Origin of the sequence: Dietzia sp. Die43, assembly GCF_024519835.1 — a bacterium.
GTDB lineage: Bacteria > Actinomycetota > Actinomycetes > Mycobacteriales > Mycobacteriaceae > Dietzia > Dietzia kunjamensis.
Genome location: NZ_JALJRF010000011.1, coordinates 110,373 through 132,848, shown reverse-complemented (window position 1 = coordinate 132,848; position 22,476 = coordinate 110,373). Strand labels below are relative to the sequence as shown.

Genomic DNA, 22,476 nt, shown 5'->3' with positions numbered 1-22,476 from the left:
CGGGAAAATCTCGTCCGCCTCGCTCGTGTCCGGGCCGCCCGCGCGGACCGATCACGCGGTCCGATCACGCGACCCGGTCACGCGGTCGCGTACAGGCGCCACGCCGCCTCGACCGGTGAGATCGCGGGGACCACGAAGGACAGCAGTCGGGCCCGGTCGCAGGCGTCCACGACGCGCTCGGCGAGGCGACCGCGCACCAGCACCTCGGTCGACCCGGTGCCCGCCTCACGCCGGCGACGGCGCACCTCGGCGACGGCGTCGAGGACCCGCGGCACCTCATCGTCGACCGCGGTGTCGCGACAGGGGTCCCGCCGGTGCACCACGGCCCGGTCGACGAGTACGAGGCCGCCACGGGTCCGCTCGACGAGTCCCACGGTGGTCCGCGTGTGGCAGGACTCCACACAGAGCGCCCACCGTGCGGAGGACGACGGCAGGGCCTCGGCGGTGACCAGCGCGGACCTGACCACGTGGGCGGTGACCCCCGCGCCGTGGGCGGCGCCGACGAGCCGCGTGGTGCGGCTGGTCCCCCAGTCGGTGGGTACGACCAGCACCACGGCGTCGCCCTCGCGGGCCCCTCCCCACCGCAGTGCCCGGGTCACGGGGGCACCGAGGAGTTCTGAGACCGGGACCGACAGGCCCGCGACCTCGACGCGGTCACGGTGGGCGTGCGCGACCGGATCGGCCAGGCAGCGGTCCGGGAAGCGGCCGGCGGCGACCTCCACGCGGGCGGAGCACTCGAGGCGATCGCCCCCCGGCGGGAGCGCCGAGCCGTCCAACCCGGCGAGCACCGATGCCGGAGCGACCACCGGGGACAGCACCGCGGAGGCGGACGCCGCCGCCACCGTCAGCCCCGAGCAGGACAGGTCGACGGCCAGGGTCGCCGCCCGCGTGTCGGTCACACCTCGCCGCCCTGTCCCGGCTCGGACAGGGCGGTCTGCACCAGCCGGACGCCGCCGTCGCGGGTGATGAGTCGGCCCCGGCCCGCCGGCAGCGGCCCCGGCCGGATACCGCCGAGCAGTGGGCCCTCCTCCCGACTGCCGGACATGAGGAACCCGGCCCCGCCGAGATCCCGGATGCGGGCGACGAACGGGTCGAACATCGCCCGCGACGCCCCGGCGCTGCGCCGTGCCAGGACCACCGTCAGACCGATGTCGCGGGCGTGGGGCAGGAACCGGGTGAGCGGTTGCAGCGGGTTGCCCCCGCCGGTGATGACCAGATCGAGGTCGTCGACGAGCAGGTGGATCCGCGGGCCGCTCCACCACGACCGCGCCCGCAGTTCCTCCGGGGTGACGTCGGCGCCCGGCATGCGCTCGTCGAGGACGCGGACGAGGTGCTCGACCATCGGGGCCAGGGCGGTCTCGGTGGGCGCGTACCCCGCGAGGTGGTCTCCCTTGATCTCGCCGAGCATGGTGCGTCGGTAGTCGACCACGATGAGTCTGGCGTGCTCGGGGCCGTTTCCGGCTACCAGTCCGCGAGCCAGCGAGCGCAGCAGCGAGGTCTTGCCGCATTCGGAGTCACCGAGTACCAGCATCAGCGGGTCGCCCTCGAGGTCGGCGTAGACCGCCGTGAGGTCGGCCTCGTCCACCCCGAGCGGGACCCGGGTGCGGCGTCCGTCCGGGCCGGGGCGCGACAGACTCGCCAGCTGCGAGTACGGGAGCACCTCCGGCAGCATCCGGACCGGCGCCGCGGCGACGTCGCCCACCCGCGCCCGCCACCTGCGCGCGAGATGGCGGGACGCCTCGGCGGTCGCGTCGGCCATGCCGTCCGCGTCGACCCGCCCGTCGAGGCGGGGCTGGTGGACGAGCATGTGGTGACGGTCCGGCGTGAGCCCGCGGCCCGGGGCGGCGGGCACGGTCATCGCGGCCCGCCGATCGATCATCGAGTCGGTGGGATCCCCCAGTCGCAGTTCGACCCGGGTGCCGAGGGCGTCACGCAACGCCGGTCGGAGGTCCGCCCACCTGGACGCGGACAGCACCACGTGGATCCCGTAGGACAGCCCGTCCGCGGCCAGCCCCAGCACGGTCTGCTCGAGATCCTCGAACTCGGTGCGCAGGGCCTGCCAGCCGTCGATCACCAGGAGCACGTCGGGGTACTCCGCCACAGGGCGGCCGTCCCGGTCGACCACCCGGCGCCGCGCCTGGTCGACGGAGGCCACGCCGTCCTCGCGGAACGCGGTCTCGCGGCGACGGCGCTCGGCGTCCACCTCGGCGATCGTGCGGCGGATCTTCTCGTCCTCACCACGACGGGCGACCCCGCCGACGTGGGGCAGGTCCGCGACCGACTGCAGCGCCCCGCCACCCAGGTCCACGACGTACACCGACAGGCGGCCGGGATCGTTCGTGGCCGCCGCGGACAGCACGAGCGTGCACAGCGTGGTCGACTTGCCGGAGCGGGTCCCGCCCACCACGGCGACGTTGCCGTCCGCCCCGGACAGGTCCGCGTGCCAGATGGCGCGGCGCTGTTCGAACGGCAGGTCCACCTCCGCCAGCGGGAACCTCAGGCGGGCCGGCCGACCGGCCGTCGGGGTCTCGCCGGCGCCCTCGGTTCCGGCCCCGGAGCGCTCGTCCGTCGGTTCGGTCCCCACCGCGGCGTCGAGCGGCGCCCCCTCCCCGAGCGGCGCCAGCCACACCTCGTGCGCGGGCCTGCCGTGCCCGGCGAGTCGCCCCACCAGGACCTCGAGCAGGCTCGCGGACTCGTCGGCGGGCCCCTCGTCCGCGGCGCCGGAGGACGGGCGCACCTCGTCGTCGTCGACCCCGGACGTCACCGGAGGCGGGGCGGGCACGGGCATGTACCAGGACGTGAACGGGCGGACCGCCGCGCGGGCGACCGGTGCGGCCACCGACGACCCGTCGAGCCGGCGGTCCTGCCGGTACGGCCCGGAGACGTAGGCGGCGTCGAAGCGCACCGGGTCGCCGGCATCCACCTTGAGATACCCGGCGCCCGGGGTGGCGGGCAGGTGGTAGGCATCGGTGACCCCGAGAACCGTGCGCGACTCGGTGGCGGAGAACGTCTTGAGTGCGATCCGGTAGGACAGGTGGCTGTCCAGCCCGCGCAGCCGCCCCTCCTCGAGCCGCTGCGACGCGAGCAGCAGGTGGATGTGCAGGCTGCGGCCCAGGCGACCGATGGTGAGGAACAACTCCGCGAACTCGGGCTTGGACGACAGGAGTTCCGAGAACTCATCGACCACGATCACCAACGCCGGGAGCGGTTCGAGCGGGGCTCCCTTGGCACGGGCGGCCTCGTACTGGCCGACACCTCCGTAGTTGCCCGCGGCACGCAGCACCTCCTGGCGGCGGGTGAGCTCGCCCTCGAGCGCGTCGCGCATCCGGTCGACCATGGTGATCTCGGCCTGGAGGTTGGTGATGACGGCGGCGACGTGCGCCAGCGACTCCAGCCCGAGGAACGTGGCACCGCCCTTGAAGTCCACCAGGACGAGGTTGAGCGAGTCCGGGTCGTGGGTGGCGACCAGGCCCAGCACGAGGGTGCGCAGGAACTCGGACTTCCCCGAACCCGTCGCGCCGATGCACAGACCGTGCGGTCCCATGCCGCCGTGCGCGGCCTCCTTGAGGTCCAACTCGACGGGGGCACCGTCCGGGCTGACCCCCACCGGCACGCGCAGCCGGTCGCGCTCGCCGCGCCGCCGCCACGCCACCGCGGGATCGACCTGGGTGGCCACGCCGATGCCCAGCAGGTCCGGAAGCCCGGGCGCGCGGCGGGTCGTGGTGGAGCCGTCGGCGTGGGTCACCGTGTCGGCGGGTCGGTACCGGGATAGGGCCATGGCCAACCGCTCGGCCTCCGGCGGGCTCATCGCGTCGACCCGGGCGATGTCCTCGTCCCCGGCCTCGGTGCGCACGCGGGCCACTCGGTCGTCGTCGACCCGGACGCACAGGCCGCGGCGCAGCGCGAGGTCGCGCAGTTGCCCCGCGCGGCTGCCGGAGACCTCCAGCACCGTGACCCCGTCCAGGCCGTCCTCCGCCAGGAGACGTTCCGCGCCGGTGACGCCCACACCGTCGACGACGACGACGAGGTGCGCCCGTCCCGGCACGACCGGGGCAGTCGGTGAGAACGCCGAACGGTCGGAGATGCCCGTTCCCAGCATCGACTCCACCCCGGCGAGAGAGAACTCGGTGAGCCGGACTCGACCGCCGCCATCGGTGTAGTCGGGGTGTTCGTGGTGCGGGAGCCATTTGAGCCACTCCCAGGCCTGACGGGCGTCGCCCTCGCTCGCGGCCACCGCGACCCGGACCCTGTCGGGCCCGTGGGCAACGACGAGCCCGGCGATCATCGCGCGTACCGCGGAACGCACCACCTCCACCTCACCGTCGAGCGACAGCGCGGCGAACGCGCGCAGCTCCAGCGCCACGGGCAGGTCGTCGACCACCGAGTGCACGCGGACGAAGCGGCGCATGCTCACCACCGAGACCGGCTCCAGGTCGTCGACCGGTCCGGTGTCGGGTGCGTCCAGCCGGGTCGCCAGTGCCTGACGGCCCGGGCCCACCCGGATGGTGAGGTCCTCGGGATCCGACTCGTCGCGTTCCCACATCCGGGGCGTGCCCACCAACGCGGGCAGCTCCACCGGATCCGGGTGACGCCACAGGGCGGCGGCGCGCTGGGCGGACGCGGTCGCGCGCACGGTGTCGCGGGTCTGGCCGAGATAGCGCAGGTAGTCCTTGCGCAGTTCGTCGGTCTCGGCGGTCTTGTTACCGCCGCTCAGCGTCCCCGCGAGCATGCCGACGGCGGAGACCGCCATCATCACCGGGAAGAGCATGAACATGGGATTGCGCATCATGCCGGTGCGCATCATCACCACGACCATGCCTCCCACGGCCACCACCAGCACGATCGGCAGGATGATCTGGACGAGGGGCCGGGGCGTGGGCCGGGGCAGCGCGGGCGGCGCCTGGAGCGACAGCTCCCCGCCGGGCATCGGCGGAGCGTCGAGCTTCTCCGCGCGGGCGAACACGACATCACCCATGAACGTCACCCGTGCACGTCACCAGTGATCGATCCCTTCGCTCCCGCCGGGTGTGACCCCGCCGCCGGGAGATGACGTCCCCACGAGCGCCCGTCCGACCCGACAATACCGGCGTATCGGATGGCGATGTTAGGGCAGTACACGTCCTGACGGGGGCACCATCCGGGCGGGATCGGGAGGATCTGGAGTGTCGCAACGCAGTGGGATCCGGGAGGTCGCGGCGGGCGTCGAACCCCTGGACCAGCGTCGGGTGTCGATCGTGTGCCGTTCCACCCGGGTGGACCTGAGTCTGCCCGCCCACCTCGAGTTGGTCGCGGTGATCCCGGAGGTCGTGGACCTGATCCGGGAGCACATCCGCGCGATCGCCGGTCCGGCCTCCGGCGTCGATGTCGACGCCCGGATGGGCGGCGACACCGGCGGGTCCTGGCAGCTCTCCCGACTCGCCGGCGGGCCCCTCGCGGTCTCGGAGACGCTCGCGCAGCAGCGGGTGCACGACGGGGAGATCCTCGTCCTCGACCACCGCCCCGTCCCGACGCCGGCGCCGCTCTTCGACGACGTCCTGCAGGGTCTCACCGAACCGGACGTGGCTCGCTCCCCCACCTGGGACCGGCGCGACGCGGTCACCACCGCGACCGCGGCGGCGGCGGTGGCGGCCGCTGCGGCCACGGTGGCGCTGGTGCGCCAATGGGCGACCGGAGGCGGGCCCGCGGTCCCCCTCGTCGCGCTCATCCTCGCCCTGATCGGCCTGGCGGCCGTTCTGGCTCTGCGCCGCACCCCGGCGCCCGGCGCGGCCCACGCCGTCGCCGGCGCGTGCGCGGTCGGGTTCACCGTGCTGGCCGGCGCCACCGTGGGCGGGCCGCCCGTCGGCGCCGGCCACCTCGTGGGCGGACTGACCGCCGGGGCGGTGCTCGCGGGCGTCCTCCGGTGGACTGTGTACCGGCCGGGGCCGCACGCGTACGCCTCGGCCGCCGGCTACCTGGCCGCGGCCCTCTCGCTGGCTGCCGGGGCGGTCGGCTCGACGGTGGTGGCCACGACCCGCGTCCCGGCCTCGGCGGCCGGAGCCGGGGCCGTCCTCCTCGCGCTCGTCCTGCTCACCGCCGCGCCGCGGGTCGCGGTCTGGGCCGCCCGTATCCCCATCCCGCCCGTGCCCGCCCCGGGCGAGGACGTGGAGGCCGGGGACCTCGAGGAGATCGACCACGACGTCCGCGGCCGGGCCGGTGGGCCCCTGCCGACCCCGGACGTGCTGCGGCACCGGTTCCACACCTCGCGCTCGTGGCTCACCGGTCTGCTGGCGGCGGCGGGGGCGGTCAGCACCATCGGGTCGCTCACGTCCCTGACCGGGGACGCCGGCGCGACCCGTTGGGCGGCACCGCTCGCGTTGGTCCTCATCGTCGTCCTGGTGCTGCGCGGCCTCGGCTACGCGGACCGCGTACACACCGCCGTGCTGCTCGCCTCCGCGCTCGTCCTCACCGCCGGGGTACTGGTGGGCGCCGGGATCACCGTCGCGTCCCCGGTGGGCGTGGTGGTGCCGGCGGCCGTCGCGGTGGCGGCGGCCGCCGTGGTGGCCGCCTCGGTGGTGCCCCACGTCGACCTCTCGCCCGCCGCCCTGCGGGCCGTGGGCGTGATCGAGGCGATCGGGATCTGCGTGGTCGTCCCCCTCGCCGTGGGCGCGATGGAGGTCTACTCGCTCGTCCGGCAGCGATGAGGATCCGACGCACCTCCGACACGAGCGGGGGCGGGCCCGGGTCCCGCGCCGCGCACAGTGCAGCCGCGCCCGGGGCCGCCGCCGTACTGCTGGTCGCCGTCCTCTCCGGGCAGCTCTCCGGGGCGCCCGTCGCGGCCGCACTGGAGCGCCCGGCGATCGATGGGCCGGTCCCGGCGGCCACCGGGCTCGACGCCGGCCCCCTGCGCCTGGACGGCCCCTGCCGGACCACCGCGGCCGTCCTCGATCCCGGGTTCTCGCCCCCGTCCGCCACGGCGGCCGAGCTGGGCGGGGCCTGGATCCACGGCCGCGGCGAGGGGCAGGTCGTGGCCGTGATCGACACCGGCGTCAACCCCGGTCCACGCCTGCCCCGGGTGCGGGGCGCCGGCGACGTGGTCCCCGGTCGCGACGGCACCGAGGACTGCGACGCACACGGCACCCTGGTGGCGGGAGTGCTCGCCGCCACCGAGGACGAGACCGGACACTCCGGGGTCGCGCCCGGGGTCGAGATCGTCTCCATCCGCCAGTCCAGCAGCGTTCTGCGCCCCGAGGCCCGTGACCGGAGCCGCGGACCGGACGGCCCGACCGTCGGTGCCGGGGTCGGCACGTTGTCCTCCCTGGCACGCGCGATCCGGGCCGCCGTCGATGCGGGCGCGGACGTCATCAACATCTCCGAGGTGGCGTGCGTACCGGCCGGCACCGTTCTCGCCGACGCGACCCTCGGCGGCGCGATCCGCTATGCCGCCGTGGACCACGACGTGGTGCTGGTCGCCGCCGCCGGCAACGTCGGCGACGCGTGCGGGGACCAGAACCCCGGTGCCGCCGACCCCTCGGTTCCGGGCGACGACGGCTGGGACGACGTGGTCACCGTCGCCTCCCCCGCCTGGTACGACGAGCACGTCCTCACCGTCGCCGGCGTCGACGCCGACGGCGCCCCCGCCGACTTCTCCCTGCGCGGCCCGTGGGTGGACGTCGCCGCGCCGGCAGTGGGCCTGCGGTCCGTCGGTGCGGACGGGGCCGGGGTGTCCGACTTCGTGGTGGCCGGGGACGGTTCGCGCACGCCCGTCACCGGGACCAGCTTCGCTGCGCCGTTCGTCGCCGGCACCGCCGCGTTGGTCCGGCAGGCCCACCCCGGGCTCACGGCACGCCAGGTGATCGCGCGGATCGAGCACACCGCGATCCCCGCCGCCGGCGGGCACGACTTCGCGGTGGGGCACGGAGTGGTCGACCCCGTGGCGGCGGTGACGGGGGTCCGCAGGATCGGACGCCCCGCGCCCGCGACCACCGCGATCGCCGCACCCCCGGCCGAGCCGGGCCCACCGGGTGCCGGCGTCGGCGCGGCCGTGGCGGCGGGTTCTCTCGCTCTGGGAACGATCGCCCTCGTCGTCGTCCTCCTCCTCCGGCCCCGCGACGACCGGGACACCCGGGCCTGACCCCCGCGGGTCACCCGGCCGCGGTGGCCTGTCCCACGACCTCCGCGTCGGCACCGTCGCGGGCGACCAGCGCCGACCCGCGGTCCAGGCGCGGCCCGGCCGGGAGCCGGTCGAGGACACCCCCGTCCACCGGTACCGGTGTCCCGCCCAGTCCCAGCATCGCGGCGGTCGGGGCGTCGGGCACGTCGAACCTCACGCCGGTATCGGAGACGATGGTCGTCACGGCACTGCGCGTGGTCGTGCCGCGACCCGTCGCCGCCACCAGCAGCCCACCCCCCGGGATTCCCACCGCGTCCACTGCGGGCCCGCCCCCGTCGGCCCCGGCCACCTCCCGCACCTCGCCCGGGCCCGGGGCGGGCGCCCCCACCACGAGCGTGACGAGACGCGTGGCCGAGTCCCTCCTGCCCGCATCGCGGACGCACAGCACCGGCGAGCCGGCGGTGTCCAGCACCGACGGTCGCCGGCCCGGGAACGCCTCGGTGTCCAGTGCGACCGACCTCGGCACGCCCATCCGGTCCGGCGGCACCCGGACGACCGACCCGACCGTCGACGTCGACCGGATGACGTCCGCCAGCACGGGCCCCACCTCCTGCACCCCGTCCGCCAGTGCCACGTGGGTGCGCGTGCCAGTGGCCGTGTCGACGGTGAACACCTGCCCGATCCGGAGCCCGTCCAGCCCGTAGTCCACCGGCTCACCGGCCATGTCGATCACCGGTCGGCGCACCGGGTCGACCTCGGGTAGTGGATCCACCAGCGCCGCCGTGACCGGGCGCGGGTCGACCCCGGCCAGGCCGAGGATCGACAGCAGGTCGCCGTCCTCCAGATCGATCCGCGCGCGGGTGCCGTCGCGCAACAGCCACCCCGTCCCGTCCTGCTCGGCCAACACGACCTCGTCGGCGCCCGTGTCCCGGCCCGGCCCAGCCTCCTCGCGGGCGACGATGCTCGTGGCCGTGACGCGCGGGCGTCCGCGCTCGGCGTCGGCCACCTCGTCACACACCGTCCACGACACGGCGGCCGCGGCACCGGCGTCGCGGTGGGCCGGCAACGCGGACGGTGCCCCGGGGATGCCGAGCAGCCCGCCCCGCGGCGTGCCCGCGACGTCGACGTCGCGCACGGTGCGGGGCTCCGCGGGCTCACCCAGAACGAGCCGCGCCGACGCGAGGTTGTGGACGGGGTGGACGATCTCGCCGGCGCGGACGTACATCTGCCCGGAGTCCCGCCCCACCATGATCGTCGTGGCGTCGACGTCCGGGGCGGGGTCGAGCAGCGCCAGCACCGCGGCCCCGGCGACCCCGACCAGAGCGCCGACCACACCCACCGTCAGTCCGGTGGTCTGGCGTTTGAGGGGGTCGTGCAGCATCCGGACATCGCGGGCGACCACGGCGTGCCGGGCCCGGCGGGTGAGGAAACGGTGTCCGTCCACCTGCGCCCTGGTCGTCGGCTTGAGCGGCACGGCCCCGGCTCCCTCCCCCGATGTGACACCACCGCGACCGGGGGCACCGGGGGTAGGGTACGCCACGATCCGGCCCCCGTGGCCGGTCTTCCGAGGCCGCCGACCGGGCGCGGCCGGGGTGTCGCGGGCGTCGCGGAGGGGTGGGGATATGACGGCGGTTCCGACCCTCGCGGGACTGTCGGCCGTCCTCCTCGCGACACTCGTGCTCACCGCGGTGTGTCCGCCGTCCTGGCAACCATGGGTGCAGTTCCTCGTGGCCGCGCTGGTGGCCGCCGTGATCACCACGCGGCGGGGCGGGCGACCACTGGTGGCACGGGACCGGGCCCCGCGGCGGCGGTCCGTGGACGTGGTGGACCTCGTCGCCCCCGACCGATCGACCGTCGGGTGCGTCGAGGGTGACCGGGTCGTCACCACGGCCGTCGAGATCTCGGCCGGCGAGCTCGTGGCCACCGAGGTGGGGCGCGACGACCCGGCCGACCACCGCGGCGTCCGACTGCCCCTGGCAGTCGTGGCGCGACAACTCGACCAGGGTGGGGTGGTCCTGGAGGGGATCGACGTGGTGGTCGACGGTCGGCGTGCGGCGGACGGCGACGACGGCGAGGTCTACGACTCCCTGGTCGGGCCGCTGGCTCTGATGTCGCACCGGCGCGTGCACCTCCTGGTGCGGTTCGACCTGTCCCGGCTGGCGACGGGGGCGGGCTCTGCCCCGTCGGCCGCGGGGGCGGGCGGCTCGCTGGAGCAGGTTGTCGCGGCGGCCACGGAGCGGCTGCGGCGCGCACTGGTCCACCACGGCGTGCCGTGCCGCGTCCTCGACGCCGCCGAGCTCGCCGAGGTCTACCTCGACGCCGAGGCCGACCCGGGGCCCGGGACGGGGCTGGTGGTCCGGCCGTCGGCGGACCCGCGGGCCGTGATCGACGCGCTCACCGCCGTCCGGGCGGCCCGCCTCACCGAGGTCATCCGGTTGCGACGGGTGGAGGGGCGCGACGACGTGGTGGACATCGTCACCACGGTGGGCCTGGCCGGGGTGTCGGAGCGGGAGGTGGCGGGTGCGATCCCGCCGACCGCCACCGCCGCCTGCCACCCGCTCCCGTCGGGGCGGGTGTCGCCCGTACCCGGCGAGACCCTGCCCGATGCGATCGCCGGATCTCTCGCCCGGCGGGCGGTCGACGATCTCGCCGACCTCGCCCCGCCCGCCCACGGCTGCGGCCAGATCCTCGGCGCGACCCGCACCGGCGCCGCGGCCGCCCTCCAGCTCGCCGGCCCCCACCTGCGGTCGGTGCTGCTCGCCGCCCGGCCCGCCGTCTGCCGGCAGGTCGCGTTCCGCGCGGTCGCGGCCGGGTACCGGGTGGCCGTGGTGACCGATGTCCCCGACCGGTGGCGTCCGCTGACCGCGATCGGAGACGAGACCCGCTACCGGATCGTCGACCCCGATTCCTCCGACGTGGGTGCCCCTGTCGACGCCGTGATGTGGGACGTCGACGGCCCGCTGACGGAGGGCAGGATCGACGCGCTCGCCGGGCCGGGCGGCCCGGATGTCACCCCGCCCACCGTCATCCGGGTGGACGCCGACTGGGAGCTGCGCGGCACCAGCCGCCTGTCCTCGATCGCCGCGCCACCCGACCTCGTCCTGGACGGCCGGATCGACGGGTGGATCTCCGTGGAACCACGGGCCGGCGAACCCCGCCGCGTCTCGGTCGTGGCTGGGCCGGGCGAGGACCCGTTCGTCGGGCCGCTCGCGTCACCGGACGGTCTCGCGACGGACGGTCTCACACCCTCAGGTGCTGCACCTTCCGCCACCCCGGGTCATCGGTGACGGTGACCGTCACCTCGCCCTGATCCCACCCGGACGCGGCCACCCGAAGCTGCTCGTGCGCGGGGGTCGTGGAGTCCACGTAGAAGTGCAGGAGGCGACGCCCGTCGCAGCTCTCCGCCCCCACGCATTCCCCGTTGCCCTCGAGGCGCTCCACCAGGTGGTCCTCCAGGTCCCGTAGGCCCGGCAGGGACAGGGACCCGGGCAACCCGCCGTCCTCTACATCCGTATACGGGACGTGGACGGCGACGTGGCGGTCGAACTCCGGTGCTGACAGCGCGACCAGCGGGACCCGGACCACGGCCACGAGCGGCCCGCGGCCCGTCTCCCCGTGGAGGATCTGCCACGCCGGGTCGCCCAGCTCATCGGTGTTGTCCGCCGCGAGCTCGCAGAGGATCTCCGGGAGTTCCCAGAGCGGGACCGCCTCGATGCCGGGCGCGGTGGCGTTGGCCCGGATCAGTCCGACCCAGGTCTCCACCTGCTCCTCCCCGCACAGCGCGTCCAGCAGCAGGTATGCGGCGATCCCCAGGTCCGCGCCGGACAGCCCGGTGAACGCCGGGTGGTGCACGGTGACGTCGGCGCGGGACAGGCCCAGGTCCACCACCACCTCCGCCTGGTCGAAATCCAGCCGGTGGTCCCGGAAGTACATCGCGCAGCCCCGCACGGGCTCGCGCAGGTCGGCGAACGACCACGTCTCATCAGCCTCGGGCGCCGCCGCCAGCCACCGGCGCGCGGCACCACGCAGCTCGGGGACCCCGGCCGCGGTGACGGTGAGGCGGTGCGGTCCGCCCTCACGAGCCGGGACGAACTCCCACGACAGTCGCGGGTCGATGGCCTCGATGAGCGAGGTGATCTCCGGAACCACCCGGCGGGCGTCACCCGAGTCGAGCGCTGCCGTCGCGCGGCGCCTGCCGCCCTCGGCCCACCATCGCCAGAAGGTGGTCACGGCCCGGTCCGACCGCAGCCGGGCCGTCTCGACACGGACGCCGGAGAAGTCCAGCGACCGCGAGAGCTGCCGGGGTCGCGCCGCTCGAATCGCCATCTGTTCTCCTCCCGTCACCGCGGTCCTCGTGAACATGTCTCCACCCCAGTATCCGGATAACCCGACGATCGTGCCCGCGCCGACACACCCGCCGGGTGCCGAGCGGGCACTCCCGGGGCCTGAAGCGGGTGCGCCTGCGCGCCCACGCTGGCAGTGTCGTGGGTATGACCACCCCACATGATCTGGCCCGGCTCTCCTCCGGTACGCCCGAGGGCACGGAGCCGACGCGGCGGCCCGGCCCGCAGCCCCGCCCCGGCCACGACGGCCGGAGCGGCCCGCGGGTGCTCGTGATCGGCGCGACCGGCTACATCGGGTCGCGTCTCGTCCCCCGGCTGCTGGCCGACGGCGCCGAGGTGTCGGTGCTGGCCCGGACGCCGAAGCGCCTCGACGACGTGCCGTGGCGCGACGAGGTGACCATCCACTCCGGCGGCCTCGGGGACGCCGACGCGCTGCGCTCCGCCCTGCGCGACGTCGACGTCGCCTGTCACCTCGTGCACTCGATGGGTGACTCCAAGGACTTCGAGCGGGAGGAGCGCGAGACCACCGAGGCGTTCGTCCGGGCCGCCGAGGAGGCGGGCATCGAGCGCATCGTCCACCTGTCCGGCCTCCACCCGGAGGACGAGACGGACCTCTCCCCGCACCTGCGCTCCCGAGCCGACGTCGCCCGGATCATGCTGGAGTCCACCGTTCCCGCGCTCGTGATCCAGGCCGGTGTCGTGATCGGGTCGGGCTCCGCCTCGTTCGAGATGATCCGCCACCTCACCACCCGCCTGCCGGGGATGGTCACGCCCAAGTGGGTCAGCAACCGGATCCAACCCATCGCCGTGCGCGACGTGGTGCACTACCTCGCCGCGGCCACCACGGTGCCCCTGGAGGGCGACCTCGCCCGCGGACGGGCCATCGACGTGGGCGGCCCGGACGTGCTGACGTACGGCCAGATGATGCAGATCTACGCCGAGGAGGCCGGCCTGCGCCGCCGCCTCATGGTCCCGGTCCCCGTCCTCACGCCCAAGCTGTCCTCCCTGTGGATGGGACTGGTCACCCCGCTCGAGCCCGGCCTGGCCAAGCCCCTGGTGGAATCGCTGCGCTGCGAGGCCGTGGTGCTGGTGGACGACGCCGACGAGGTGCTCGGACCCCCGCCCGGCGGACGGACCAGCTACCGGGATGCGCTGCGCGAGGCCCTGCGGGTCCCCCACGGCCCGGCTCGCCCGCCACTGTGGGACGGGGCCGACCCGCTGGACGATCCCGCGCGCCTGCTGCCCTCGGACGCCGACTGGGCCGGGGTCCGCCCGCCCACCATCGGGCGTGTGCGCGGCGGGCGATGAGCGACCAGCGAGAGGCGCCCGCCTCGCCCACCCACCGGTACCTGCGGGCGCTGCGATCGGGCGAGATGGACACCGCGCCCTCGCGGCCGGGCCGGAGGCGTGTCCTCGTCGTCGTCGTCACCCTCGTCGTCGGCGCGGCGGTGAACGCGTGGGCGCTACGGATACCCGCCGGCGACGCCATGTTCTACCCCGCCACCGCACTGCTGGCCGCGGTGTGGCTCGGCGGGGCGTTCGCCTCCGGGCCGATCCGGGTGGGCTGCGAACCGTACCGGCCCCGCCGGCCCGTCCTGTCGTCGGTGCTCACCGCCGCCGCGCTCGCCGTGGTGTTCTGCCTCGGCGGGCTCGTGGTGGCGAGGATCGAGCCGCTGCGCGACCCCGTCGACGCCCTTCTCGACCACGCCACGGTGGGCAACCTCGTCCTGGTGGCACTCCTCACCGCGGTCAACGGCGTCGCCGAGGAGTGCTTCCACCGCGGTGCGGTCTACTCGGCCGTCGCCAACCTGCGGCCGATCCTCACGACTACGGTGATCTACGCGACCGTCACGGCCACCGCCGGGATCCCACTCCTCGTGCTCGCGGCCGTCATCCTGGGCCTGGTCACCGCCGTCCAGCGGCGGGCCACCGGCGGAGTGCTGGGCCCGGCGATCACCCACGTGGCGTGGTCGATGGTCATGCTGTTCGCCCTGGGCCCGATCCTCGACGCGGCGCCGGTCTAATCCCCACAGCAGCCCGCGCCGGACCCCGTCCCGGACGCCGCGCCCGGCCCGCCTCCGTCATCGGTGCCCGCCGCCCCGCCCGGCCCCGGCCGCACCTCGCGGGTGACGAGGTTGCGCGCCGCCAGGTCGGAGTCGGCCGGGTAGTCCACCCCCACCAGGGCCAGTCCGCACGCCGGCGCGACCGGAACCGCGGACGACCGCTCGGTCTCGGTGAGCAGCCCGCTGATCCAGTCGGGGCTGCGCCGGCCCTCCCCCACCGCCATCACGGCGCCCACGAGGCTGCGCACCATCGACCAGCAGAACGCGTCCGCGCTCACCGACGCCGTCCACACCTCGGCGGCCCCCGGCGCGTGCTCGCCGCGCGGGTCCGGCTCGGCACGCCAGTCGAAGCGTTGCAGCTCACGGATGGTGGTGGCGCCCTCCCGGCGACGGCAGAACGCGGCGAAGTCGTGTAGCCCCAGCAGCCGTTCGGACGCGTCGCGGACCGCGTCGAGGTCGGCACCGCGCTGCCAGGCGGCGGTGTCGCGGGCGCGGGTCGGCTCGGGCCCCCACGGCGCCGTGGTGAGGCGGTACTCGTAGTGCCGGCGCAGCGCGGAGAACCGGGCGTCGAACTCCTCCGGGGTCCACCGGGCGTCCATCACCGCGATGTCCGCCGGTAGCAGCCGCGCGAGTCGACGCACGAGCGCCTCCGGGCGTCCCTCCAGCGAGCGCTGGTCCAACCACTGCGGGTCCACGTCGAGATGGCACACCTGCGCGCGCGCATGCACCCCGGCGTCGGTGCGACCGGCGACCGTGAGGACGACGGGATTGCGCAGGATCTTCGCGAGTTCGGCTTCGAGCACCCCGCACACGGTCCTCAGTCCGGGCTGGCGCGCCCAGCCGGAGAAGTCGGTGCCGTCGTAGGCGACGTCCAGGCGGATCCGGCGGGTGCTCACGGCCTACAGACGCTAGACCACGCCCGTGCGCGCCCGCCACACCGCCCGCCGCGGGCCGTTCCGGCACGATGGGGACCATGTCCATGTCCTCGTCCCCCCACCGCGCCGCGCTTCTCGCCGTCGGTGCGGCCGTCGCCCTCGCCCTCGCCTCGTGTGCGCCCGGCGACGACGACGAGGCCCCGCCCGCCGCGGCCGGTGCCGCCGCCACCGGCACCACCGACACCACCAGAACCGACACCACCAATACCGACACCACCAGCGAGGCCGGGCCGGCGATCGGGCGATACGTGGCGCTGGGCGACTCGTTCGCCGCCCTGGGCCCGACCAACGCCCCCACGAGCGGGCCGGCGGGGTGCCTGCGATCGTCGCTCAACTACCCGTCGGTGCTCGCCGGGCAGCTGGACGCCGACGAGTTCGTGGACGTCACGTGTGGCGGCGCGAGGACCGTGGACATGACGGCGCCCCAGATCGCGCAGACACCACCGCAGTTCGACGCCCTCACCGCCGACACCGACCTCGTGACGCTCTCCATCGGCGGCAACGACATCGGGTTCGGCGCGATCGCCGGGTGCGTGGTGCAGACGCCCAGGGCTACAGACGAGGCCCCCTGCCGCGAACGGTTGTCCGCGGGGGTCTCGTCGTCACTCGAGGGGCTCGGGGCCCGTCTCGACGCGGTCCACGCCGGGATCCGGGAGCGGTCCCCCGCGGCCCGCGTCGTGGTGACCGCGTACATGCCACTCGTGCCGCCGGACGGCGGCTGCGACTTCACCGAACGCGTCAGCCCCGGCGACGTCACCTGGACGCGGGACGTCACCGACCGGGTCAACAGCGCGGTGACCGACGCGGCCGTCCGGGCCGGCGCCGAGATCGTCGTCCCCGACGACGCCGGGGAACGCCACGCCTGCGCCCCGGCGGACGAGCGGTACACCGACTTCACCGGTGCGGAGACCGGCTCGCATCCGATGCACCCCACCGCCGAGGGTCAGCGGGCGATGGCGGGCGCGGTCGCCGAGGTCCTCTGACCACCGGGCGCGCACGGCCGGGGCCCGCCCGCGCGGCTGTCGTCGTCCCGGTCGACGACGACAAGGGCCCCGCCACCGCGTGATGCGGTGGCGGGGCCCTGACGGCGTGATCCGATGCTGGCGATCAGGCCTTGTCGGCGTCCTCGCCCTCGGCGTGCGTGGTGTCCTCGGACACGGCCTCGGCGGTCTCTTCCGCGGCGTCGACCTGTGCGTCGTCGGCGGCCTCGACCTGATCGGCGATCGGGCTGTTGGCCTCGGCCTCGGCCGTGACGTCGTCGGTGGACTCCGCGGGGGCCGCGGCCGGCGCGGTGGCCGCCTTGGACGCCGCGGCGCGGGTGGCGCGCGAGGCCTCGGCGGAGGCGAGCTCCTCGGTGACGAGCGCGATCATCGCCATGGGCGCGTTGTCGCCCTTGCGGTTCTCGAGCTTGACGATCCGGGTGTAGCCACCGTCGCGGTTCGCGACCCGGGGGCCGATCTCGGCGAACAGCTTGTGCAGGACGTCCTTGTCGCGGATGACCTTGGCGGCCTCACGACGGTCGGCCAGCGTGCCACGACGCGCCTTGGTGATGAGCTTCTCCGCGTAGGGGCGCAGCAGCTTCGCCTTGGTCTCCGTGGTGCGGATCGCGTCGTGCTCGAACAGCTGGGTGGCCAGGTTCGAGAGGATGAGCCGCTGGTGGGCGGCGGATCCGCCGAGGCGGGCGCCCTTCTTGGGCTTGGGCATCAGATTCTCCTAGGAATGGTGTTCCGGGCGCTCGTCAGAGCTGCTCGGTCTCGGCGTAATCCTCGCCGCCCTCGTCGGTCCACGTGCCGGTCTCGGCGTCGTAGCCGGCGACCGAGGCGGGATCGAATCCGGGGGGCGCGTCCTTGAGGGACAGGCCGAGCTCCACGAGCTTGACCTTGACCTCGTCGATCGACTTCTGTCCGAAGTTCCGGATGTCGAGCAGGTCCGACTCACTGCGGGCCACGAGCTCGCCCACGGTGTGGACGCCCTCGCGCTTGAGGCAGTTGTAGGACCGGACCGACAGGTCCAGGTCGTCGATCGGCATACCGTAGGCGGCGATGTGGTCGGCCTCGGCCGGGCTCGGCCCGATCTCGATGCCCTCCGCCTCGTCGTTGAGCTCACGGGCGAGGCCGAAGAGCTCGACGAGGGTCTTGCCGGCGGACGCCAGGGCGTCCCGGGCGGTCATCGAGTTCTTGGTCTCGACGTCCAGGACCAGACGGTCGAAGTCGGTGCGCTGGTGCACACGGGTGGCCTCGACCTTGTAGGTCACCTTGAGCACGGGCGAGTAGATCGAGTCGACCGGGATCCGGCCGATCTCGTGGCCCGCGTCCTTGTTGAGCCCGGCGGGAACGTAGCCGCGGCCACGCTCGACGACCAGCTCGATCTCCAGCCGACCCTTCTCGTTGAGGGTGGCGATGTGCAGGTCCGGGTTGTGCACCTCGACGCCGGACGGCGGGACGATGTCACCGGCGGTGACGGCTCCCGGACCCTGCTTCTTGAGGTACATGGTGACCGGCTCGTCCTCGACGGACGAGACGACCAGGCCCTTGAGGTTGAGGATGATGTCGGTGACATCCTCCTTCACGCCCGGCACGGTGGTGAACTCGTGCAGGACGCCCTCGATGCGGATGCTGGTCACGGCCGCGCCCGGGATGGACGACAGCAGCGTGCGCCGCAGCGAGTTGCCGATGGTGTAGCCGAAACCGGGCTCGAGGGGCTCGAGCACGAACCGCGAGCGGTTCTCGGAGACGACCTCCTCGGTGAGGGTGGGCCGCTGGGAGATGAGCATGTGCTACCTCTTTCGATTCTCGACGCCCGCTATTTGACGCCGTGGGAACCCACCGTCGCCGGGCGGGCCGCGGTGTGCGGCCCGCCCGGCGACGAGGGGGGACAGATCACTTCGAGTAGAGCTCGACGATCAACTGCTCCTGCAGCGGCACATCGATCTGCGCGCGCTCGGGGAGCTGGTGGACGAGGACCCGCAGGGTCGTCGGGACGACCTGCAGCCACGCCGGGACGGGACGCTCGCCGAGGGTCTCCTGGGCGATCTCGAACCAGTCCATCTTGGTGGACTTGGGACGGACGTCGACGATGTCGTACTGCGAGACCCGGTAGCTCGGGATGGTGACCTTCTGGTCGTTGACCAGGAAGTGACCGTGGGCCACGAGCTGACGGGCCTGGCGACGCGTCCGCGCGAGACCCGCGCGGTACACGACGTTGTCCAGTCGCGACTCGAGGATCTGCAGGAGGTTCTCACCGGTCTTGCCGGCGCGGCGGTTCGCCTCCTCGTAGTAACGACGGAACTGCTTCTCCATCACGCCGTAGGTGAAGCGGGCCTTCTGCTTCTCCTGCAGCTGGGTGCGGTACTCGGACTCCTTGATCCGCGCGCGGCCGTGGTGACCGGGCGGGAAGGGCCGACGCTCGAATGCGGTGTCTCCACCCACGAGGTCCACGCCCAGACGGCGGGACTTGCGGGTGACGGGGCCGGTGTAACGTGCCATGATTTAGTGCGTTCCTTCCGGCTCAGACTCGACGCCGCTTGGGCGGACGACAGCCGTTGTGGGGCTGGGGGGTGACATCGGAGATCGTGCCCACCTCGAGGCCGGCGGCCTGGAGCGAGCGGATCGCGGTCTCACGTCCCGAGCCGGGGCCCTTGACGAACACGTCGACCTTCTTGACGCCGTGCTCCTGCGCCTTGCGGGCCGCGTTCTCGGCGGCGAGCTGGGCGGCGAAGGGCGTCGACTTGCGCGAGCCCTTGAAGCCGACGTGGCCGGAGGACGCCCATGCGAGGACGCCACCGGACGGGTCGGTGATCGAGACGATCGTGTTGTTGAACGTGCTCTTGATGTGGGCCTGGCCCAGGGGCACGTTCTTCTTTTCCTTGCGACGGCCCGTCTTCTTGGGGCCCGCAGCGCGTGACTTGGGGGGCATTACTTCTTCTTTCCGGCGACGGTCTTCTTCGGACCCTTACGGGTACGGGCGTTGGTCTTGGTGCGCTGTCCACGGACCGGCAGGCCACGGCGGTGGCGCAGGCCCTGGTAGCTACCGATCTCGATCTTCCGGCGGATGTCGCCCTGGACCTCGCGGCGGAGGTCACCCTCTACCTTGTAGTTGCCCTCGATGTCGTCACGAAGGACGGTCAACTGCTCGTCGGTGAGGTCCTTGGTGCGCAGATCCGGGCTGATGCCCGTACGCCCCAGGATCTCCAGCGACCGGGTGCGACCGATGCCGAAAATGTAGGTGAGCGCGATCTCCATGCGCTTGTCGCGCGGGAGATCAACGCCGGCTAGACGTGCCATGTGGCGTTTCTCTTTCGTCGTGCGGTAGGTCTGCTCCCCGACCGTCCCCGTTGTCGGATGGTCATCTCACGATGAGCAACCGTCCGGGGCCCCGGCCTCCGCTTCCGAGGGTGTGATCCCGCCGGCCCCTGTGGGGCTCGGCGGCTGGTGCGGGGAGTTGAGCGTCTTACTTGTACCGGTAGACGATCCGGCCGCGGGTCAGGTCGTAGGGCGAGAGCTCCACGACCACGCGGTCCTCGGGGAGGATGCGGATGTAGTGCTGCCGCATCTTCCCACTGATGTGTGCGAGGACCTTGTGCCCGTTCTCGAGTTCGATGCGGAACATTGCGTTCGGCAACGGCTCAACGACACGGCCCTCGACCTCGATGGCTCCGTCTTTCTTTGCCATGCTGGTTACGGTCCTCCACGATTCCCCGGGTGACGTCTACCGGATTGTCGGTGCACTGGTGGGCACACCGACGTATAAGCCTACGTCAGGTGATGGATCTGCGCCAATCGGGCACCGACAGGGCCCTCGCCGCCCGCTCGGCGTCCCCTCGGCGGTCCCGGTGACCGACGGTCAGACGTAGCAGGCCCGCCCCGCGGGCACCCCGTCGAAGCGCTGCTGGAGCCAGTTCATCGCCGCGGGCAGTTTCTCCACCGCGCCCATGAGGTGCTCCGGCGCGAGTCCCGGCTCCCACGTCAGCGGCGCGCCCTCTCGGCAGTACCGCTTGGCGGTCTCCTCCGCGTCCCAGAACGGCACGAGCGGGTCGGTCCCGGAATGCCACATGAACACCGGGACCCGGGGCACGTCCGGGCTCTGACGGATGCTGTTCTCCGCGAACGCCCGCATCAGCCCCTCCTCTGCCAGGAGGTCGCCTCCCCGGAGGACCATCGGGACGGACCGGAACGCCCCGACCGTCAACAGGGTCGCGGTGCAGCGCCCCTTCAGCTGGCTGTAGAGCGCCCACCCGTCCGGCGTGAGCTTCTCCTCGAGCCGGATCGCCTCCGGGTACTCCCGCGCCATGCCGACAGCCGCGGCGAACGCCAGGCCGAACGCCGGGTGCGGCCAGTTGCCGACCATCCGCGCCATCGTGGTCATGTCGGTCGGGACACCGCCCTGCGCCACCCCGACCAGATTCACGTCCGGGGCGTAGTCGTCGTGCAGGAGCGACACCCACGCGCTCGCGATGCCGCCCCCGGAGTAGCCGAGGGCGCCGAACCGGCTGTGCCTGGAATCGAAGCGGGGGTCGTCCCGCACCGCACGCATCCCGTCCAACACGATCCGGCCCGACAACTGACCGCCGGGATAGGCGACCTTCGGACCGAGGTGGTCCGGGATGATGATCGTCCATCCCTGGTCCAGACGCGTCCGCAGGAAGACCATCGCGTTGTCCTGCACGGTCTCCAGCGTCGGGTGGACGAGGGTCTCGGTGGGCGCGCATCGCTGTCCGAGCGCATTGAGGTAGTGCTGGTAGCTCAACACCGGACCGTCGGGGCGGGCGTGGTGCGGCCGGACGACCGTCGCGGTGGCCAGTAGCGGCCGATCGCGGGAGTCGGTCGACCGGTAGGCGATCTCGGTGACCCGGTATCCGAGGAACGCCGGCATGGTCACGTCCCGGGAGTTGATCACCTCACCGAGAGGGGCGTCCGCGAGGTGTTGCGGATCCGCGTGGTAGAACGGTCCCGGCTGGGGATCCGCCTCGATCGACCCCGCGCCCCCCTCCATCACCGACTGGGCGGTGGAGGGGGCGACGCCCGGGCCCGAGATGTGGACGAGGGCGACAGCGAGCGTCACGACCAGCGCGACGGCTCCCCGTACGACTGATCGACGCGCGACGGACTCCTGCTCAGCGAGCATGCCGGGACCTTTCGAAGCATATGTTCACTACCGGCACACACTGTAACCCGGTGTGGGCGACCGTCAGCGGTCGACCCGCTCCGATCCCCCGGAGTGGCGACCCCGGTCGCGGTGCGTCCTCAGCTGCGCGGGCGGGGTGTGAGGATCCGGGGGCCGTCCGCCGTCACGGCGACCGTGTGTTCCCAGTGCGCCGCCGGCGACCCGTCGACGGTGACGACCGTCCAGTCATCGGACAGGGTCCGGGTGTCGGTCTCACCGCCCAGCACGAGCATCGGCTCGACCGCCAGGACCGAACCCTCCTGCAGCCGGGGGCCGCGTCCGGGCTTGCCCTCGTTGGCGAGGAATGGCCATTCGTGCATCTCGCGGCCGATCCCGTGGCCCCCGAAACCGTCGACGATGCCCAGGCTGACGCCGTGACGCTCCTCCGCCCTCCGCGTCGCCACCTCGAGAGCGTGCGAGACGTCGGTGAGCTTGTTCCCGGGCAGCATCGCCAGGATGCCCTCCTCGAGGACCTCCCGCGTGGCGTCGTTGAGGGTCGCGACCTCCGGGGCGAGAGTCCCCACCCCGAATGACCACGCGGAGTCCCCGTGCCACCCGTCGAGGATGGCGCCGCAGTCGATGGAGACGAGGTCCCCGTCCCCCAGGACGGTGTCGGGCCCGGGGATCCCGTGCACCACGACGTCGTTGACCGAGGAGCAGATCGATCCCGGGAACCCCTCGTACCCCTTGAAGGAGGGCACGGCCCCGGCGTCCCGGATCAGTTGCTCGACGACCTCGTCGAGGTCACCGGTGGTGGCACCCGGGACAGCGGCCTCGCGGGCGGCGATCAACGCCCGTCCGACGATACGACCGGCCGCCTCCATGGCGTCCAACTCACCCGGGGTACGCGCGGTGACCACGCCCTTGCGGGACCGTCCGAACAC

General features: G+C 73.6%; 19 protein-coding genes. 6 read left to right on the top strand and 13 right to left on the bottom strand.

The annotated features are described in order from the left end of the window. Positions 1-77: 77 nt before the first annotated feature. Together NR111_RS11150 and eccCa are read right to left on the bottom strand one after the other, a co-directional pair. The gene (locus NR111_RS11150) at positions 78-899 is read right to left on the bottom strand and encodes a hypothetical protein (protein ID WP_067716604.1); all 822 of its coding nucleotides are present in this window, start codon (positions 897-899) and stop codon (positions 78-80) included. Continuing rightward, positions 896-4,975: a type VII secretion protein EccCa gene (gene eccCa / locus NR111_RS11145; protein ID WP_256820797.1), complete on the bottom strand. Its 4,080-nt coding sequence runs from the start codon at positions 4,973-4,975 to the stop codon at positions 896-898. Before eccCa ends, NR111_RS11150 begins: the two co-directional genes overlap by 4 nt. Before the next feature lie 187 nt (positions 4,976-5,162). Between eccCa and eccD the strand changes: the two genes are divergently transcribed. Both eccD and mycP read left to right on the top strand, forming a co-directional pair. After that, complete coding sequence (gene eccD / locus NR111_RS11140; protein WP_256820796.1) at positions 5,163-6,680, top strand: type VII secretion integral membrane protein EccD; 1,518 nt, start codon at positions 5,163-5,165, stop codon at positions 6,678-6,680. Then, positions 6,677-8,110, top strand: a complete 1,434-nt coding sequence (gene mycP, locus NR111_RS11135; RefSeq protein WP_256820795.1) for a type VII secretion-associated serine protease mycosin — start codon at positions 6,677-6,679, stop codon at positions 8,108-8,110. The genes eccD and mycP overlap by 4 nt, the downstream gene beginning before the upstream one ends. Positions 8,111-8,120: 10 nt before the next feature. On the opposite strand, the gene eccB is transcribed toward mycP, so the two are convergent. Further along, entirely contained in the window at positions 8,121-9,563 is a 1,443-nt protein-coding gene (gene eccB, locus NR111_RS11130) for a type VII secretion protein EccB (RefSeq protein ID WP_256820794.1), read from the bottom strand. A gap of 148 nt (positions 9,564-9,711) precedes the next feature. On the opposite strand from eccB, the gene NR111_RS11125 reads away from it, so the two are divergent. Beyond that, positions 9,712-11,376: a type VII secretion protein EccE gene (locus NR111_RS11125; protein ID WP_256820793.1), complete on the top strand. Its 1,665-nt coding sequence runs from the start codon at positions 9,712-9,714 to the stop codon at positions 11,374-11,376. Here the strand turns inward: NR111_RS11125 and NR111_RS11120 are convergent. Beyond that, on the bottom strand, positions 11,330-12,415 hold the full coding sequence (locus NR111_RS11120; protein ID WP_256820792.1) for a DUF695 domain-containing protein: 1,086 nt from the start codon (positions 12,413-12,415) through the stop codon (positions 11,330-11,332). The genes NR111_RS11125 and NR111_RS11120 overlap by 47 nt on opposite strands. 164 nt (positions 12,416-12,579) lie before the next feature. Here NR111_RS11120 and NR111_RS11115 point away from each other — a divergent pair, with 164 nt between their 5' ends. Both NR111_RS11115 and NR111_RS11110 read left to right on the top strand, forming a co-directional pair. Continuing rightward, on the top strand, positions 12,580-13,740 hold the full coding sequence (locus NR111_RS11115) for an NAD(P)H-binding protein (protein WP_256820791.1): 1,161 nt from the start codon (positions 12,580-12,582) through the stop codon (positions 13,738-13,740). Next, on the top strand, positions 13,737-14,456 hold the full coding sequence (locus NR111_RS11110) for a CPBP family intramembrane glutamic endopeptidase (RefSeq protein WP_240341253.1): 720 nt from the start codon (positions 13,737-13,739) through the stop codon (positions 14,454-14,456). Before NR111_RS11115 ends, NR111_RS11110 begins: the two co-directional genes overlap by 4 nt. Here the strand turns inward: NR111_RS11110 and truA are convergent. Then, the gene (truA, locus tag NR111_RS11105) at positions 14,453-15,391 is read right to left on the bottom strand and encodes a tRNA pseudouridine(38-40) synthase TruA (RefSeq protein WP_256820790.1); all 939 of its coding nucleotides are present in this window, start codon (positions 15,389-15,391) and stop codon (positions 14,453-14,455) included. The two genes, NR111_RS11110 and truA, sit on opposite strands and share 4 nt — an antisense overlap. Before the next feature lie 77 nt (positions 15,392-15,468). On the opposite strand from truA, the gene NR111_RS11100 reads away from it, so the two are divergent. Then, the gene (locus NR111_RS11100) at positions 15,469-16,413 is read left to right on the top strand and encodes an SGNH/GDSL hydrolase family protein (RefSeq protein WP_256820789.1); all 945 of its coding nucleotides are present in this window, start codon (positions 15,469-15,471) and stop codon (positions 16,411-16,413) included. 124 nt (positions 16,414-16,537) lie between these two features. Here the strand turns inward: NR111_RS11100 and rplQ are convergent, their stop codons facing one another. The 8 genes from rplQ to map all read right to left on the bottom strand — a co-directional run bounded on the left by rplQ (position 16,538) and on the right by map (position 22,476). Further along, positions 16,538-17,134, bottom strand: coding sequence for a 50S ribosomal protein L17 (gene rplQ / locus NR111_RS11095; RefSeq protein ID WP_067716624.1), 597 nt, complete (start codon positions 17,132-17,134; stop codon positions 16,538-16,540). A gap of 34 nt (positions 17,135-17,168) precedes the next feature. Then, positions 17,169-18,203 (bottom strand): DNA-directed RNA polymerase subunit alpha, encoded by a 1,035-nt coding sequence (locus tag NR111_RS11090; RefSeq protein WP_067716627.1) that lies wholly within the window; start codon positions 18,201-18,203, stop codon positions 17,169-17,171. A gap of 106 nt (positions 18,204-18,309) precedes the next feature. Next, the gene (gene rpsD / locus NR111_RS11085) at positions 18,310-18,915 is read right to left on the bottom strand and encodes a 30S ribosomal protein S4 (protein WP_067716630.1); all 606 of its coding nucleotides are present in this window, start codon (positions 18,913-18,915) and stop codon (positions 18,310-18,312) included. A gap of 22 nt (positions 18,916-18,937) precedes the next feature. Next, positions 18,938-19,345 carry a 30S ribosomal protein S11 gene (gene rpsK, locus NR111_RS11080; RefSeq protein WP_067716633.1) on the bottom strand — a complete coding sequence of 136 codons (408 nt, stop codon included), beginning with the start codon at positions 19,343-19,345 and terminating at the stop codon, positions 18,938-18,940. Then, positions 19,345-19,713 carry a 30S ribosomal protein S13 gene (gene rpsM, locus NR111_RS11075; RefSeq protein WP_067716635.1) on the bottom strand — a complete coding sequence of 123 codons (369 nt, stop codon included), beginning with the start codon at positions 19,711-19,713 and terminating at the stop codon, positions 19,345-19,347. Before rpsM ends, rpsK begins: the two co-directional genes overlap by 1 nt. A gap of 166 nt (positions 19,714-19,879) precedes the next feature. Beyond that, positions 19,880-20,101, bottom strand: coding sequence for a translation initiation factor IF-1 (gene infA, locus NR111_RS11070; protein WP_005140011.1), 222 nt, complete (start codon positions 20,099-20,101; stop codon positions 19,880-19,882). A 171-nt stretch (positions 20,102-20,272) separates the two neighbouring features. Next, complete coding sequence (locus NR111_RS11065) at positions 20,273-21,553, bottom strand: lipase family protein (RefSeq protein ID WP_206474890.1); 1,281 nt, start codon at positions 21,551-21,553, stop codon at positions 20,273-20,275. 119 nt (positions 21,554-21,672) lie between these two features. After that, positions 21,673-22,476: a type I methionyl aminopeptidase gene (gene map, locus NR111_RS11060; RefSeq protein WP_206474889.1), complete on the bottom strand. Its 804-nt coding sequence runs from the start codon at positions 22,474-22,476 to the stop codon at positions 21,673-21,675.